This window comes from Frigoribacterium sp. PvP121, from assembly GCF_017833115.1.
Lineage (GTDB): Bacteria > Actinomycetota > Actinomycetes > Actinomycetales > Microbacteriaceae > Frigoribacterium > Frigoribacterium endophyticum.
In genome coordinates, this window is the sequence record NZ_JAFIBR010000001.1 from 951,366 (window position 1) to 966,591 (window position 15,226).

The 15,226-nt window shown below is 76.1% G+C and carries 15 protein-coding genes; 8 read left to right on the forward strand and 7 right to left on the reverse strand.

What is annotated here, in order from left to right:
• The first annotated feature begins 38 nt into the window (after positions 1-38).
• A complete protein-coding gene (locus tag JOE43_RS04510) occupies positions 39-959 on the forward strand; it encodes an AEC family transporter (protein WP_209515094.1) in 921 nt (306 codons plus the stop codon).
• On the opposite strand, the gene JOE43_RS04515 is transcribed toward JOE43_RS04510, so the two are convergent.
• The 6 genes from JOE43_RS04515 to JOE43_RS04540 all read right to left on the reverse strand — a co-directional run bounded on the left by JOE43_RS04515 (position 956) and on the right by JOE43_RS04540 (position 7,803).
• Positions 956-2,284: a lipopolysaccharide biosynthesis protein gene (locus JOE43_RS04515; protein ID WP_209515096.1), complete on the reverse strand. Its 1,329-nt coding sequence runs from the start codon at positions 2,282-2,284 to the stop codon at positions 956-958. The two genes, JOE43_RS04510 and JOE43_RS04515, sit on opposite strands and share 4 nt — an antisense overlap.
• Entirely contained in the window at positions 2,281-3,627 is a 1,347-nt protein-coding gene (locus JOE43_RS04520) for a hypothetical protein (protein ID WP_209515097.1), read from the reverse strand. The genes JOE43_RS04515 and JOE43_RS04520 overlap by 4 nt, the downstream gene beginning before the upstream one ends.
• A 24-nt stretch (positions 3,628-3,651) precedes the next feature.
• Positions 3,652-4,965: a glycosyltransferase gene (locus JOE43_RS04525; RefSeq protein ID WP_209515099.1), complete on the reverse strand. Its 1,314-nt coding sequence runs from the start codon at positions 4,963-4,965 to the stop codon at positions 3,652-3,654.
• Positions 4,962-5,642, reverse strand: coding sequence for a sugar transferase (locus tag JOE43_RS04530; protein WP_307803241.1), 681 nt, complete (start codon positions 5,640-5,642; stop codon positions 4,962-4,964). Before JOE43_RS04530 ends, JOE43_RS04525 begins: the two co-directional genes overlap by 4 nt.
• Entirely contained in the window at positions 5,629-6,783 is a 1,155-nt protein-coding gene (locus JOE43_RS04535) for an aminotransferase class I/II-fold pyridoxal phosphate-dependent enzyme (RefSeq protein ID WP_209515101.1), read from the reverse strand. Before JOE43_RS04535 ends, JOE43_RS04530 begins: the two co-directional genes overlap by 14 nt.
• Positions 6,784-6,966: 183 nt before the next feature.
• The gene (locus tag JOE43_RS04540; RefSeq protein ID WP_209515103.1) at positions 6,967-7,803 is read right to left on the reverse strand and encodes an exodeoxyribonuclease III; all 837 of its coding nucleotides are present in this window, start codon (positions 7,801-7,803) and stop codon (positions 6,967-6,969) included.
• Between the two features lie 151 nt (positions 7,804-7,954).
• On the opposite strand from JOE43_RS04540, the gene JOE43_RS04545 reads away from it, so the two are divergent.
• From JOE43_RS04545 to JOE43_RS16110, 5 genes are read left to right on the forward strand one after another with little or no spacing between them, the layout of a single operon-like run.
• Positions 7,955-8,245 (forward strand): hypothetical protein, encoded by a 291-nt coding sequence (locus JOE43_RS04545; RefSeq protein ID WP_209515106.1) that lies wholly within the window; start codon positions 7,955-7,957, stop codon positions 8,243-8,245.
• Positions 8,242-8,862: a GntR family transcriptional regulator gene (locus JOE43_RS04550; RefSeq protein WP_209515108.1), complete on the forward strand. Its 621-nt coding sequence runs from the start codon at positions 8,242-8,244 to the stop codon at positions 8,860-8,862. The genes JOE43_RS04545 and JOE43_RS04550 overlap by 4 nt, the downstream gene beginning before the upstream one ends.
• A gap of 54 nt (positions 8,863-8,916) precedes the next feature.
• Positions 8,917-10,221 (forward strand): O-antigen ligase family protein, encoded by a 1,305-nt coding sequence (locus JOE43_RS04555; protein ID WP_209515110.1) that lies wholly within the window; start codon positions 8,917-8,919, stop codon positions 10,219-10,221.
• Positions 10,218-10,769, forward strand: a complete 552-nt coding sequence (gene pyrE, locus JOE43_RS04560; RefSeq protein ID WP_209515118.1) for an orotate phosphoribosyltransferase — start codon at positions 10,218-10,220, stop codon at positions 10,767-10,769. The genes JOE43_RS04555 and pyrE overlap by 4 nt, the downstream gene beginning before the upstream one ends.
• On the forward strand, positions 10,766-12,985 hold the full coding sequence (locus JOE43_RS16110; protein WP_209515120.1) for a septum formation family protein: 2,220 nt from the start codon (positions 10,766-10,768) through the stop codon (positions 12,983-12,985). The genes pyrE and JOE43_RS16110 overlap by 4 nt, the downstream gene beginning before the upstream one ends.
• 41 nt (positions 12,986-13,026) lie before the next feature.
• Here JOE43_RS16110 and JOE43_RS04570 read toward each other — a convergent pair whose 3' ends face one another.
• Positions 13,027-13,839 carry an HAD-IIA family hydrolase gene (locus JOE43_RS04570; RefSeq protein ID WP_209515122.1) on the reverse strand — a complete coding sequence of 271 codons (813 nt, stop codon included), beginning with the start codon at positions 13,837-13,839 and terminating at the stop codon, positions 13,027-13,029.
• A 110-nt stretch (positions 13,840-13,949) separates the two neighbouring features.
• Between JOE43_RS04570 and JOE43_RS04575 the strand changes: the two genes are divergently transcribed.
• Positions 13,950-14,195 carry an acyl carrier protein gene (locus JOE43_RS04575; RefSeq protein WP_209515124.1) on the forward strand — a complete coding sequence of 82 codons (246 nt, stop codon included), beginning with the start codon at positions 13,950-13,952 and terminating at the stop codon, positions 14,193-14,195.
• The gene (locus tag JOE43_RS04580; RefSeq protein ID WP_209515126.1) at positions 14,192-15,211 is read left to right on the forward strand and encodes a 3-oxoacyl-ACP synthase III family protein; all 1,020 of its coding nucleotides are present in this window, start codon (positions 14,192-14,194) and stop codon (positions 15,209-15,211) included. Before JOE43_RS04575 ends, JOE43_RS04580 begins: the two co-directional genes overlap by 4 nt.
• Positions 15,212-15,226 lie beyond the last annotated feature (15 nt).

A 15,226-nucleotide genomic window follows, 5' to 3' on the forward strand; every position in this document is an offset into this window, starting at 1 on the left:
CGGCGTCGCACCGCCGCCGTCTGCGCGAGGATGGACGCATGGGCGGAGTGCTGATCGGGTTCGCGATCATCGGCGCGGTGATCGCGACCGGCTGGGTGGTCGGGCGCATCGACCTGCTCGGCCCCTCCGGCCACCAGGTGCTCTCGCGCCTCGTCTTCTTCGTGCTGACGCCCTGCCTGCTCTTCTCGACCATCTCGCAGGCCGACGTCCACGTCCTCTTCTCGCGCCTCCTCGTCGTGTCGGCCAGCGCCTCCCTGCTGGCGGCCGTGATCTCGGTGCTCGTCCTGCGCCTCGTGCTGCACCGCACGGCGGCGGAGACGACCATCGGCACGATGGGCGGCGCCTACGTCAACGCCAACAACATCGGCCTCCCGGTCGCCACCTACGTGCTGGGCAGCGCCACCTTCGTGGCCCCCGTGCTGCTGTACCAGCTGCTCGTGATCACGCCGGTCGTCCTCGCGGTCATGGACACCGTCACGAACCGGGGCAGCAGCCTCGGCCGGGCGATCGTGCGGCCCCTCACCAACCCGCTCCTGATCGGCTCCGCCCTCGGCGTGCTGGTGGCCGTCACGGGCCTCGAGATCCCGGCGCCGGTGCTCGAGCCGTTCCTGCTCGTCGGCGGGGCGGCGGTGCCCGTGGTGCTGCTCTCGTTCGGCATGTCGCTCTCGGGCACGCGCCCGCTGCAGGTTCGGGAGGGGCGCCCCGACGTCGTCCTCGCCACGGTGCTCAAGCTCGGCGTGATGCCGGTCACCGCCTGGCTGCTCGGCGACTTCGTGTTCGACCTGAGCCGCGACGAGCTCTTCGTGGCCGTGGTGCTCGCGGGCCTGCCGAGCGCGCAGAACGTGTTCACGTACGCCCAGCGCTACCAGACCGGCGTGGTCGTGGCCCGCGACACGGTGCTGGTGACGACGGTGCTCTCGGTGCCCGTGCTCGTCCTCGTCGCGGGGCTGCTGGCCTAGGTGCCGGGGCTGCGGGCCTCCGCCGCCCGGTCGTGGCGGCGGGCAGCCGCCACCACCAGCAGCAGCAGCGCCCCGTACGAGACCGTGCCGGCCGTGACGAGCGCCGCCACCGTCTGCACGGGGGTCGCTCCGAGCGTCGCCGCGACGCTGACGCTGCTGAGCGTCGCCACGAGCCGCCCGGCGTCCCAGCACAGCTGACGCCCCTGCCTCTCGAGGAGCGTCAGCACCCGCCCCACCGGCACGACCGCGAGCTGTGCCGCGCACGAGACGGCGAGCAGCTGGACGTACGGCACGGCCGGGGCCCAGGCCGCCCCGAACACCGGCACGACGACCAGGGGGGAGGCGGCGGCCACCGCCCCGGCACCGGCGACGCCCGCCGCTCCCGTCCGGAGGGCGCTCGTGACGACCAGCCGCGTGAGCCCCGGGCCGCGGCTCCTGACGAGCGCCCCGACGCGTCCGTCGACGTGCTGGCCGAGCACCTCGGCCAGCAGGCCGACGGGCGTCGCCACGACCCGGGAGCCGAGCGCCACGAAGCCGAGCGCGACGGGCCCGGCGGCGGCCGCGAGCACGGCCGTGGGCAGCTGGAGGCCCGCCGAGTTCAGCAGGCCGGACCAGGTCGACACGAGGGGGAAGCGACGGTACCGCCGGGCCGCGGTCGCGACGGCGCGGCGGCTCGGCAGACGGCTGCGGGCCCCCCGCCGCGGGCTCGACGGTCGACGGGGCCGCCCGCTCGCGGAGCCGAGCAGGCCCGCCGCCCGCCCGGCCGCGAGCCCGAGCACGAGCCCGAGCGCGCCTCCCGCGGGTGCCAGCAGCACGCTCGTGGCCACCTGCCCGAGGCCCTGCGCGGCCGACCGGGCGGCCGCCGACCGCCACGCCCGTCGGCGGGTGAGCATGGCGGCCACCGTGCGCTGCGCACCGATCAGCGCCACGACGAGGGGCAGCACCCACCAGAGCTCGACGAGGGCGGGGGCACGCAGCCACTCGGCCGCCCGGTGCCGGAGGGCACCGCTCAGCACCGCGACGACGACGGTCACGACGAGAGTCGACAGCCCGGCGAGCCCTACCAGCGCCCGGGCGAGCGCGTCCGACCGCGCGCCCACCACGGCGCGGTCCCAGCCGGTCGTGGCGACGGCGCCGCCGATCGCGGCCAGGCTCGTCACGAGGGCGAGCACCCCGAGGTCGGCCGGGGAGTAGAGCCGGGTGAGCAGGGGCGAGGCGGCCAGGACCGCCCCCTGGCCCACCCCGGTGCCGAGCAGCAGGAGAGCGACCGGACGTCGCGCGAGGGAGCCGAGGCGGGCGACGGCACGACGGGCGGGCGCGCTCACCGGGGCCCCCTGGCGTGGCGGGGCGACCAGCCCGTGCGGGGCGCGACGGCCAGCAGCACGGCGGCCGCGAAGACGCCGTGCGTGAGCATCGACGTGAGCAGGGCGGTCTGCGACAGCACGATGCTCGGCATGACCACCAGCACCGCCGTGACGGGCACCGGCAGGCCCGCCGAGCACCGGTCGAGGAACCTCAGGTAGACCGCGAGGACGGCGACGGCCCCGACCACCCCGGCCCAGCCGAAGTTCGAGAAGCCGTCGGCGACGAGGTTGGCGTTCGCGGCGAGGCCCGAGCCGGGGAGGAGCTGGTCGCCCACCTCGAGCGACGGGGGCAGCCGACCGCGCCCGCCCGTCCACGGCCCGAGGACGGAGTGCGCGAGCAGGGCAGGGGGCGCGGTCGAGTAGTGCTCGACGAACGCGGCTGAGAGCGTGCCCGGCGTGACGAGGAACCTCCTCGACAGGACGCTCGTCCAGGTGTCGCCGCCTTGCGCGGCGTCGGCCGCCGTCGCGCCGACGAGCACGGCGACCGGGGCGACCGCGAACCCGGCGGCCCGGAGCCGGTCGAGGCGCAGCAGCACGAGGGCCCCGACGAGGATGAGGGGCGTGGAGAACAGCACCATCTTGAACCCGGTCGCCGAGAAGATCAGCATCTGCCCGAGCGCCCCCGCCGCCACGAGCCACGGGCTGCGCGTCGCCACCCCGCGCACCACGAGGTAGGGGTTGACGACGTACGACTGCGGGCTGAGGAGGTAGCCGAGCGGCCCCGCGTCCGCCATGGCGTCGCGGAACTCGTCGCGCACGTCGTAGATGGAGTCGAGGCTCGGCACCCGGAGGCGCAGCCCCGTCGTCACGGCCATCAGCCCGTACGTCGCGGCGGAGAACGCCCCGAGGACGACGCCCAGGGCGCCTGGTGACAGAGGAGGGACGAGGGGGGCGCTCGGCAGCGGGCGTCGCACCGTCCAGCCGAGGGCGGCCCACAGTGCGCCGACGACGAGCGTGAGGGTGAGGGCCGTCCGTGTGTCGAGGTACCCGGAGTAGTGCGGGGTCAGCATCGTCGGGACGACCGCGACCCCGAAGACGATCCAGGCCACGGCGTGGGAGGCGCGCTCGACGCGACGGGGGAGGCTCGCCGCAACGGCGGCCGCGGCGGCGACCGCGAGCACGGAGACCGCGGGGGGACCCGGCACGTAGGAGTACCCGAGGTAGCCGAAGGTCGGCACGATCAGGTGCTCGAAGACGTGGCGGAGGGTGAGGGCGTAGACGACGAGGCAGCAGCCGACCGTGACGGCGTGGGCGGTCAGGCTCCGTGCCGCCGCGACCTCAGCGACGACGGGCACGGAGGGCACGGCCGCCTCGGCCGCCTCGGCCGCTCACCGGGCGGTGCCGGGGCGCGGGCCGCCCGGCCGGGCCCGTGCCGTGCCGCGGGTGCGGTCGTCGTCGTCGGCCGCCCGGTCGGGAGCGCCGAGCGCGGCCCAGACGCCGAGCAGGGCAGGCTCCTCCTTCGCCCAGTCGAAGACCTCGACGGCGGCCCGTCGGGCCGCGGCGCCCTGGCGGGCCAGCTCGTCGGGGTGCTCCGCGTACCAGGCCAGGGCCCGGGCGACGGCGTCCGGGTCGGTCGGGTCGACGAAGCGCACGCAGCCGTAGGGCTCGACGACCTCGCGCCAGACGGGGAAGTCGGAGCACACCACGGGGAGCCCCGCGGCGAGGTACTCGAAGAGCTTGGTCGAGAAGACCTTCTCGTAGGCCGTCCCAGGCTGCAGCACGACCACCCCGACGCGGGCGTCGAGCAGCAGGTCGCGGGCGTCCTCGGGCGAGAGCAGGCCGTGGACGGTCGCCCGCCCGGCGGCCACGGCGTCGTCGAACACCGAGAGGGCGTCGTCGGGGTAGGGCCCGCCGGCGACGTCGAGCTGCCACCCCGGGGGGAAGGCCGAGCTCGTGGCGGCGTCGGCCATCACGCGCGAGCCGCGGGCCTCGCTCACGACGCCGATGAAGGCTGCGCGCGGCGAGCGGTCGGCCAGCGGCCGGAGGGCCTCCTCCTGGGCGCGCAGCCGCGGGAAGTTGTGCACCACGGTGGTCTTGTGGGCCGGGTAGTCGCGGGCCGTGATGGCCGTCGCCACGACCACGTGGTCGCAGGCCCGGCCGGCGAACCAGACGAGGAGGCGTGACAGCAGGACGAAGGCCCGGCGGAGCACCTCGGGCACGTAGTCCTTGTCGGCGGTCGCCTCGCTGATGACCTCGTGGGCGTCGAAGACGACCCGGCGGCCCGCGAGCTTCAGCACGGGGACGACGACGAGCAGCTCGGGGTCGTGCAGGTGGACCACCCCGGCGCCGGAGCGGAGGGCGAGGAGCGCGGCCTGCGACGTGGAGAGCACGACCCTCGCCGCTCGGCGACGGCGGGGCAGCAGCACCACGTGGACGCCGGTCTCGGGGACGGTCGTGGGGCTGTCGACGGCGACCAGGAGCGTCCGGTGGTGCTTCGCGGCGGTGGCGGCCTCGCGCATGTGCACCCGGTTGTCCGTCCAGCGGTGGACGCTGCTCAGGTGGGCGACGTCGAAGGCGGGGCCGTCGGGGCCGCGGAGCAGGCGCTGCAGCGCTCGCCGGAGCCCCGCTCGGCAGAGCCCTCGACGAGGGCGCCCCGCTCGGGGGCGGTCAGGGACGGCGGGGGCGGGGCGGGGCGAGGTCATGCGGGCTCCTGGTGGGCGTCGGCGGGGGGCTTCGGGGGGAGGAACTCGGCGGAGGTCGCCTGGCCGTGCTGCGCGGTGCCGCGCCGCCCCAGGACGACGCCCGCCGTGCGCGCGAGGATCAGCAGGTCGAGGCGGGTGCTCCGGCCGTCGACGTACGCGACGTCGAGCGCGAGGCGCTCTGGCCAGTCGAGGGCGTTCCGCCCGCCGACCTGGGCCAGGCCGGTCACCCCGGGGCGCACGTCGTGGCGTCGCGCCTGCTCGGGGGAGTACCGGTCGAGGTAGCGGACGGGCAGGGGGCGCGGCCCGACGAGGCTCATGTCGCCCCGCAGGACGGCGACCAGCCCGGGCAGCTCGTCGATGCTGGTCGACCGGAGGAGGGCGCCGAGACGGGTGAGGCGCTCCGCGTCGGTCTCGTGCCCCCGTGACGGGTCGACCTGCCTCATCGTCCGGAGCTTGGCGAGGGTGAAGGGGGAACCGTGGAGGCCTGCGCGACGCTGCCGGAAGAGGACGGGCCGACCCAGGTCGACGGCGACCGCCGCCGCGGCCGCGGCCAGCAGGGGAGCGGTCGCCGCGAGCACCAGGGCCGCCACCGTGACGTCGAGGACGCGCTTGGCTCGGTCACGGCGGGCCCCGCGGGCGGGCCCGCCTCCCACGCGGGACGCGTCACGCGAGGCCACGATCACCGGCTCCCGGTCGTGAGAGCGCCGTCGCGAGCGCGCTCAGCACGTGGTCGAGGTCGTCGTCGTCGAGCGACGACCCGCTGGGGAGCGTGAGGCCCGTGGCGAAGAGCTCGTCGGCGACGCCCGAGACGCGGCTCTCGGAGTCGCGGAAGGCGCCCTGCCGGTGCAGCGGCTTCCAGAGGCGTCGTGTCTCGATGCCCTGCTCCGCGAGCGACCGGGCGACCTCCGCCGGTGCGAGGCCCGACGCCGGGTCGAGCACGACCGAGGTCAGCCAGCAGTTGTCGTCGGCGTCGTCGTCGGCCGCGAACAGGTCGACGCCGGGCACGGCCCGGACGAGCTCACGGTACGCCTGCCGCACCGCCCGGCGTCGGGCGGCCATCTCGGGCAGCCGACTGAGCTGGGCCCGGCCCAGCGCGGCGAGCACGTTGCTCAGCCGGTGGTTCCAGCCCACCTCGGCGTGCTCGTAGTGGTCGACGGGCAGGCGGGCCTGCGCGGCGAGGCTGCGGGCCCGCCCGGCGATCTCGTCGTCGTCGCAGGTGAAGGCGCCGCCGCCCGAGGTGGTCACGATCTTGTTGCCGTTGAACGAGATCGCGGCGGCGAGGCCGTGGGCCGCGGCGGGGCGGCCGGCGTGGCGGGCCCCCAGCGACTCCGCGGCGTCGACGACCACCGGGAGGCCGTGGCGCGCGGCGACGGCGGCGACGTCGTGGTGGTCGGCGGCCCTGCCGTAGATGTCGACCGGCAGCACCGCCGAGACGGGCACCCCCCGGCGGCGGAGCTCGTCGAGGGAGTCGGCCAGCAGGGCCGGCGAGAGGTTGCCCGTGTCGCGGTCGACGTCGACGAAGAAGGGGCGGGCGCCCGCGTGGTGGATCGCGTTGGCGGTCGCGGCGAAGGTGAAGGTGGAGGTCGGCACGACGGTGCCGGGGCCGACCCCCGCGACGACGAGCGCCAGGTGGAGGGCGGCCGTGCCCGACGACGTCGCGACGACGTGCGCCCGGTCGACGACCTCGGCGAGCTCGCGCTCGAACGCGTCGACCTCGGGGCCGAGCGGCGCGAACCAGCTGCCCTCGCCCACCCGACGGAGCGCCTCGCGCTCGAGCGGCCCGACGTCGGGCGGTGACAACAGCACGGTTCGGCGCATGGGGCTCCTGACGCTCGGTCGCCCGCTCTTCAGGCTCCTCGTGATGCGTCAGTGTACTACGTGACATTTCAGCTGTCGACCGATCCGTCTGCCCGGGCCGGCCCGTTCTTGCCCGGCCCTGCCCGGCTCGACCCTGCCCTGACCGGCCCGGCAGGAGGGGCGGTCAGAACTCCGCGCGCCGGGTCAGAAGATCATCGGCCGGTCGTCGTCGAGCTCCGTCTCGAGCTCGAGGTCGACCACCACGGGCACGTGGTCGCTCGGTGCGTCGCCCTTGCGCTCCTCGCGGTGGATCGCCGCGGCGGTGACGAGGTCGGCGAACGCCGGCGAGCCCATCACGAAGTCGATCCGCATCCCCTCGTCGCGCGGGAACCTGAGCTGCTTGTAGTCCCAGTACGTGTACCCCTCCGGCACGAGGGGCCGCACGACGTCGCGGAGGCCGACCCGCTCGAACTCGGCGAACGCGGCCCGCTCGGGCTCGCTGACGTGCGTGTGCCCCTCGAAGACGGCGACGTCCCAGACGTCGCTGTCGAGCGGCGCCACGTTCCAGTCGCCCATCAGGGCGAGGGGCAGATCGGGGCTCTCCGCGAGCCAGCCGCGGGTGCGGTCGGCGAGCTCGGCGAGCCAGTCGAGCTTGTAGGCGTAGTGCGGATCGCCGAGCTCCCGCCCGTTGGGGACGTACAACGACCACATCCGCACGCCCTCCACCGTGACGCCGATGGCGCGCGCCTCCTTCGGCTGGTCGGGCCCCTCCTGGCCCTTGAGGAACCCGGGCTGGCCGGGGAAGGTCACCTCGACGTCGTCCATGGGCAGCCGGCTCGCGAAGGCGACGCCGTTCCACTGGCTGAGGCCGTGCAGCTCGACCTCGTAGCCCGCCTCGCGGAAGGCCTCGTACGGAAACTGCTCCGGCTTGCACTTGATCTCCTGCAGGCCGACGACGTCGACGTCCTCGCGCACGAGCCAGTCGACCACCCGCCCTGCTCGGGCACGGACGGAGTTGACGTTCCAGGTGGCGACACGCATGCGCCCACGCTAGCGGCGGCCGTCCCGATCGGTGCGGGAGGCCCCGGGGAGGCGCGGTGGCGGTCCCTGGCCCAGACCGGTCCGACCACCGCTCTCAGCAGAACAAAAGATTTCACGTGACGGCGTGGCGAGCGCCCGCTACAACGGTGACATGACAGCACAGGAGCGACAGGTGTCGCCGGGCCCCGCCGGGACGGTCGACGAGAGGCTGGCCCGGGTCGCGCAGGGGGTCGTCCGGGTCCAGGACTTCTTCTGGCCGCCCCTCCCGCTGGAGGTGCTGGAGGCGTGCACCTCCGGGTGGCTCCGCTCCCGTGGCGACGGCGAGGGCCCCGACGACCCCGACGCCGGCGGCGACGACGCCGGCGGCGACGACGGCGTCCCCCGCGACGGCGTCCTCGACGACGGCCAGGCCCCGGGGGGTGCACCGTGCCCGTCCCGGTGACGCCTCGGAGGATCCCCAAGCGCGACGACGCCGCCGGCCGGGCCTACGGCGAGCTGCGCGACGCCCTGCTCTCCGGCGTCCTCCGGCCCGGTGAGCGGATCGACCTGGGTGCCGTCGCGCACTGGCTCGACATGTCGCGGACCCCCGTCGACCACGCCATCACGCGGCTGTGCACGGACGGCCTGGTCACCGTCGAGCCCTACCGGGGCACCTTCGTCCGGCCCGGCGACCCGGAGCGGTTCGAGGCGACGGCGCAGGTTCTCGACATCGTCCACGACGCCGTGCTCGCGGTCGTGGGGTCCGTCCTGGACCCGGCCGAGCGGGGACGCCTCCTCGACGTGACCTCGGCTGCGGCCGCCGCCGCGGCCGACGAGGCGCCCGAGCGCCACGACCGGTGGCTCCTCCTCATGGCCGACCTCGCGGGCCGCGTCGGCAACGACGTCCTCGCCGGCGAGGAGGCGCGGCTCCGGACGCTCGTGCAGCACGCGCGGGTGGGGGCCCCGCCGGAGGTGCTGACGGCGCACGCCCGGCGACGTCTCGAGTCCCTGCGGGGGCCGGGGGACCGGCGGCTCGGTCCCGGGCTCTCGACGGCGGAGGCGAGACCACTGATCGACTGACACATCACATCCAGGATCCCGGGCTACCATCGACGGACCGATCCCGGAGGTCCGATGTCCCGCACGAGCCAGAGGCCCGCGTCGCCGACCCCACCCGTCGCCCCGTCGCCGGGGTCGTCCCTGCGCGACCACGTCGTGGCGGCCCTCTGCTCGGCGGTGCTGCTGGTCGGCGGCGTCAAGGGCAGCCCGGCCCTCGCGGCCGTGCCGGTCGACCTCACGATCGCCCTCGCCGCCGCCGCGTGCGTCGGGGCCGGCCTCCACCTGGCGCCCCGACTCGGGGTCGTGCGGGTGCCGCTCGGGGCCGTCGTCGTCGTCGCCTCGCTGCTCCCCGGAGCGCTCGTCGAGGTGCCGCACGGCTACCAGGGCGCGAAGCTGGCGGGGATGGCCCTGACGCTGGTCGTCGTGGCGACGAGCGTGGTGCTGCTCTCGACCCGTCGGCGGCGCAGGCTCTGGCTCGCCTGGACGGCGGGGTGGGGGCTCGCGACCGTGGCGGCCCTCCAGGTGCTCCCGCGCGACGAGTCGCAGTGGGGGCGTGCCGTGCTCGAGGGGTCGAACACCATCGCGGCGGGTCGGGCGACCGCCACCGCGGCGCTGATCCTCGGGGCCGTGCTCGTCCTGCCCGGCCGGAGGCCCCGGGGCCGACTGCTCGCCGGCACCGTCGTGGCCGCGCTCGCCGCCGTGGCGACCGGCTCCCGCGGCCCCGTGCTCGCCGCGGCCGTCGCCCTGGTCGTCGTCGCGCTCGTCGTGCGGGAGGGGCGTCGCCGTCGGGTCGCCGGGCTGGCCGCCGCCCTCGTCGCGGCCGGCGTCGGCGTCGTGGTCAGCGACTCCCCGGGCGCCGAGCGGCTGGGGCTCGTCCTGACGGGCCACGTGACCGGCGCCGAGGCGCGGCTCCCTCTCTGGCGGGCGGCGGTCCGGGCGCTCCGGGACGGCGGCCCGGGCGGCACCGGGTGGGGCGGCTTCGTCACGGTGCTCGAGGTGTCCGAGGCGGTCCCGAGCTCCGGTGACCGCCAGTACGCCCACAACGTCGTGCTCGAGGCCTTCGTCGAGGGCGGCTGGCCGGCCGGGGCGGCCCTGCTGACGGTCGTCGTCGCGTCCCTCGTGAGACTGCTCCGCCGGGCGCGGCACGGCACGGGAGGTCTCGGCGGCGTCGACGGGGTGGCCGTCGTCCTGCTCGGGGTCGCCGTGTCGGCCGTGCTGAACGCCTCGGTCTCCGGCGACCTCACCGGCAACCGGCTCGCCTGGGTCGCCCTGGCCCTGGCGTGGTCGGGGCCCTCGGCTGCGCGGCCGGCCCCGCTCGCTCGCGGGGCGACGACCACCGGGCGCGCTCGGAGCCACCTGCTCTACGCTGGGCAACCGTGACCGACGCACGCACGCAGCTCATCCAGTTCATCGGCTCCGAGGCCGTCTTCCACGGCGACTTCACGCTCACGAGCGGCAAGAAGGCGTCGTACTACATCGACCTGCGGAAGGTCAGCCTCGACCACCGCGTCGCGCCCCTGATCGGCCAGGTCATGGTCGACCTGATCGACGACGTCCCCGACGTCTTCGCCGTCGGCGGCCTCACGATGGGCGCCGACCCGATCGCGGCGGCCGTGCTGCACCAGGGCGTGGCCCTCGGCAAGGACTACGACGCGTTCGTCGTCCGCAAGGAGCCCAAGGACCACGGCCGCGGGCGGCAGGTCGAGGGCCCCGAGCTGGCGGGCAAGCGGGTCGTCGTGCTCGAGGACACCTCGACGACGGGCGGCTCGCCGCTCACCGCGGCCCGGGCCCTCGAGGCCGTCGGGGCCGAGATCGCGGCCGTCGCGGTCGTCGTCGACCGCAGCACCGGAGCCCGTGAGGTGATCGAGGCGGCCGGCTACCCCTACTACGCGGCCATCGGCCTGGCGGACCTGGGGCTGGAGCCGTGACCGACGACCGGCCCGGGCGCGACGAGGCGCCCGAGCCCGGCGACGCCAGCGACTGGCTGGCGGCCCAGTTCGACGGCGAGGCGGGCCCGGTCGACGAGCAGCCCGACCCCGAGCCGGGGGGCAGCGGCCCGACGTCGGCCGTCGAGGGCGTCGAGCCCGTCGTGAGCCCGGAGCCCGACGCGGCCACGACCGCTCTCTCCTTCTCCTCCCAGGCCGACGCCGTCCCGACGGAGGCGCCCCGCGCCCCGCTCGCCGTCCCGCCCCCGCCCGCCCCCGGCGACGAGGTGCCGCGGAGCGGCGGTCACCCCCTGGCGCTCGACCTCGGCGCCCTGGCAGGCGCCGTCCCGCCGGCGACTCCGCCCGAGCCCGTCCCCGAGCACGAGGCCGCGTCGCCGCACGAGCCGGAGCCCGAGCCTGACCCCGACCGGCGACCCGAGCCCCCGAGCGGTCCCGACGAGGTCCCCGGGCCGTTCACGGCCCTGCTCGCGACGGCCCCGACGGCGGGCTCCGCGCCTCCCGCGGCCTTCGACTGGGAGGCCCTGCCGCCCGCCTCGGCTCCCGCAGCCGAGACCCTCGAGGAGTCGCGGGTCGAGACGGACCTGCCGACGCGCGCCCTCGAGGTGCCCGCGGCCCCCGGCCCCGGGGCGACGGCTGCGGCGACGCCCGAGCCTCGCGCCGAGCCGGAGCCCGAGCCCGAGCCCGAGCCGGAGCCGGAGCCCGAGCCCGAGCCCGAGCTCGAGCCCGCTCCCGACCCGGCCCCTGAGCTGCCGACGGAGGTCGCGGCGGCGTCGCCTCCCGAGCCGCGGCCCGTCCAGGACGCCACCGGCTCGGCCGCCCCCTGGTGGGTGGAGGAGCACCACGAGATGACCCGCCGCGAGCGTCGCCTCGCCGAGGCGGCGGGCGTGGCCGTGCCGCCGGCGCAGCCCCTCGCGTCGCCGCCCACGCCGGTGCCCGACGACCACGCCGACCCGGCACCGGCACCGGCCCCGGCCCCGGCTCCGGCCGCCGCGCTCGCGTCGGCTCCGGTCGTCGAGCCCTCGTTCACCGAGATCCTCGGCATCGTGCCGCTGGCGGGCCGGGCCGCCGACCGCGACGGAGCCCGCGACGCGGACGCCCTCGACGACGTCCCCGGCGAGCTCGAGTCCGACGCGGGTCGCGACGACCCGGTGGTCGAGGACGTCACGCGCGAGGTCGACCGCCTCGACGACGAGACGCTCGGCACGCCCGGCGCCGACGAGGCCGTGACGAGGTCGTGGTCGCTCGGCGGCGACGACGTCACGCCGGCCGAGGTCGATGGCCCGGGGGCGGACGCCGTGGAGCGTGCCTCCGAGCTCCCCGTCGCACCTCACGGCAGCGCTCCCGTCGCTGGGTTCCCGGAGCCCTATCGTCCGCCGGCGGCGCCGTCCGCCCCGGCCGCGCCCGTCGACCGGGCCCGCACCGCGCCGCCCGAGGCCGCGGGCGAGCTCCCCGGCCTCTCGTTCGGGGCAGGGGCAGGGGCCGGGACCGGTGCCGCGAGCCCGGCCCGCGCCTCCTCGGCCTGGGTGCCGCCCACGGCGACCTCGGCTCCCGACGAGCGCCGCGGCGGTGGCCGCTCTGGCGGCCCGCTCGCCGCGCTGACCGGGTCGCCGCGCCGGCGGCTCGTGCTCTTCGTCGTCGGCGCCGCGGTCGTCGTCGTGCTCGCGCTCGTGGCCCTCTTCTTCCTCGGGCGCTCGCTGTTCGCCGGCGACTCGGCCTCCGCCGACCCCGCCGCGACCAGCGAGCCCGCGCCGGCGCCGACGACGGTGACCGCCGGGCCCGCCCCCGTCGAGGAGAGCGCCGCGGCGACCGGGCCGCTCGCGGCGGGCAGCCACCCCTGGAGCGACCTGCAGGGCGGCGAGTGCTTCTCGTCGTTCGAGAACGCGTGGCAGCAGGACTACGACGTGGTGGACTGCGCCGCCCCGCACGTCGCCCAGCTGGCGTCGCAGGGCGTTCTGCCCGGCGACGCCGGGGCGCCCTGGCCGGGCTCGGAGACCCTGCAGAACCAGATGTCGGTGCTCTGCACGTCGCCCGAGGCCCTCGACCTCACGGCCGCCGGGGCGTACCGCGACGTCCAGTTCGTCGCCAGCTGGCCGGTCACCACCGCCGACTGGGACGCCGGCGACCGCACCTACTCGTGCTTCGTGACGCGCTCGAGCGGCGAGCCCTTCACCACGAGCCTCGCGCCGACGGCGGGCTGAGCCCCGAGCCCCGAGCCCCGAGCCCCGGTGCCGGGCGGCGCCTAGAGCTCCGACGGGACGACGTCGCTCTCGAGCGGCTCGGCCCGGACGAGCTCGTGGACCCCGCTCAGCACCTCGTTGGGCCGGAAGGGGTACCGGTCGATCTCGGCCTGGTCGCTGATGCCCGTCATGACGAGGATGGTGTGCAGCCCCGCCTCGATGCCCGCCATGATGTCGGTGTCCATCCGGTCGCCGATCATCGCGGTGTTCTCGCTGTGCGCCCCGATGCGGTTCATCGCCGAGCGGAACATCATCGGGTTCGGCTTGCCCACCACGTAGGGCGTCTTGCCCGTCGCGGCCTGGATCATCGCGGCGATCGCGCCGGTGGCGGGCAGCACGCCCTCGGCGCTCGGCCCCGTCGCGTCGGGGTTCGTGACGATGAACCGCGCACCGGACCGGATGAGCCGGACGGCCTTCGTGATGGCGTCGAAGGAGTAGTTGCGGGTCTCGCCGACCACGACGTAGTCGGGAGCCGTCTCGGTCATGATGAACCCGGCCTCGTGCATCGCGGTCGTCATGCCCGCCTCCCCGATGACGAAGGCCGAGCCGCCGGGCATCTGCGACCGGCAGAAGTCTGCCGTCGCGAGGGCTGAGGTCCAGATGCGCTCCTCGGGCACGTCGAGGCCGGAGGCGCGGAGGCGCGCGGCCAGGTCGCGCGGCGTGAAGATCGAGTTGTTGGTGAGGACGAGGTACGGCGTGCCCTCGTCCTGCCACTGCTGGATGAGGTCGGCCGCCCCCGGCAGGGCGTGGTTCTCGTGCACGAGCACGCCGTCCATGTCGGTCAGCCAGCACTCCACGTCGCTTCGATCAGCCATGGCGACACTGTACCGGCGACCGGTGTGGCGACGCCCCGGCTCGGTGAGGCATGTGCGCACAGGGCATGCAGGCGCTATCCTGTGTGCCACATGTCACTGAAGGAGACCCCATGGACACCTCATCGTTGCTCGACACCGTCGCCTCCGTGGCCCTGGTCGACCGCGGCCGCGTGCAGCTCGGCACGGCGCTCGCCGACCTCGGCTGGGACTCCCTCACCGACGTGAGCCTCATCGTCGAGCTCGAGGTCGGGCGCGGGCTCGTCGTCCAGCCCGCCGACCTCGCAACCTGTCGCACCGTCGACGACGTGCTGGCGGTGGTCCGTGCCGCGGGCCCGACGGTCGACGCCGCTCCGTGACCGCGCCCGTGCACGCGCAGCTGGCCGCCCTCTCGTCGTACCTCCCGGAGGCCGTGCTGACCGACGACGACCTCGCCGACCAGCACCCCGGCTGGGACGTCGCGCGCGCGGCGGCCAGCACGGGCGTCCACGCCCGGCACGTCGCGGCTCCGGGGGAGTGGACGTCGCACCTCGCGGCCGCCGCCGTCGAGCGCCTGTTCGTCGAGCACGACGTCGACCCCGCGAGCGTCGACGCCCTCGTCGTCTGCACCCAGAGCCCCGACCTCGTGCTGCCCGCCACGGCCTGCCTCGTCCAGGAGCGCGCGGGCCTCGGCACCCACGTCGCGGCCCTCGACGTCTCCCTCGGCTGCTCGGGCTGGGTCTACGGCCTCGCGCTCGCGCGGGGCCTCGTCGAGACGGGGCAGGCGGAGCGCGTGGTGCTCGTCACCGCCGACGCCCTGACGCGCCTCGTGAACCCGGGCGACCCGCAGCTCCGGGTGCTCTTCGGCGACGCGGCGACCGCCGCGCTCGTCACCGGGGGCGCCGACGGCCCGCGGTTCCTCGGCGCCACCTTCGGGACGGACGGGCGGGGCGTGCGCCACCTCCTCGCGGTCAACGGCGGACTCGCGCCCGGGGAGGAGCGCGCCCCGGGGTCGTCGCCGGAGGCGCGGGGCCTGGCGCCGTCGGGCCGTGACGTCCACATGGACGGCCCCGAGGTGTTCGCCTTCACCCTGCGGACCGTCCCGCGGGCCCTGGAGACCTGCCTCCGGCGCGCGGGGCTGACGGTCGACGACGTCGACCTCTTCGTCTTCCACCAGGCCAACGCGGTCATGCTGGAGAGCCTCCGGCGGCGCATCGGCCTCCCGCCCGAGAAGTTCGTGGTCGACCTCGCCACGACGGGCAACACGGCCTCGTCGTCCGTGCCCCTCGCGCTGCAGGCCGCCGTCCGGGCCGGCCGTGCCGGGCCCGGCGACCACGTCGCCCTGGTGGGCTTCGGCATCGGCTACTCGTGGGCGGCCGTCGTCGTCCGGCTCTGAGGGGGCTGTCGGTGC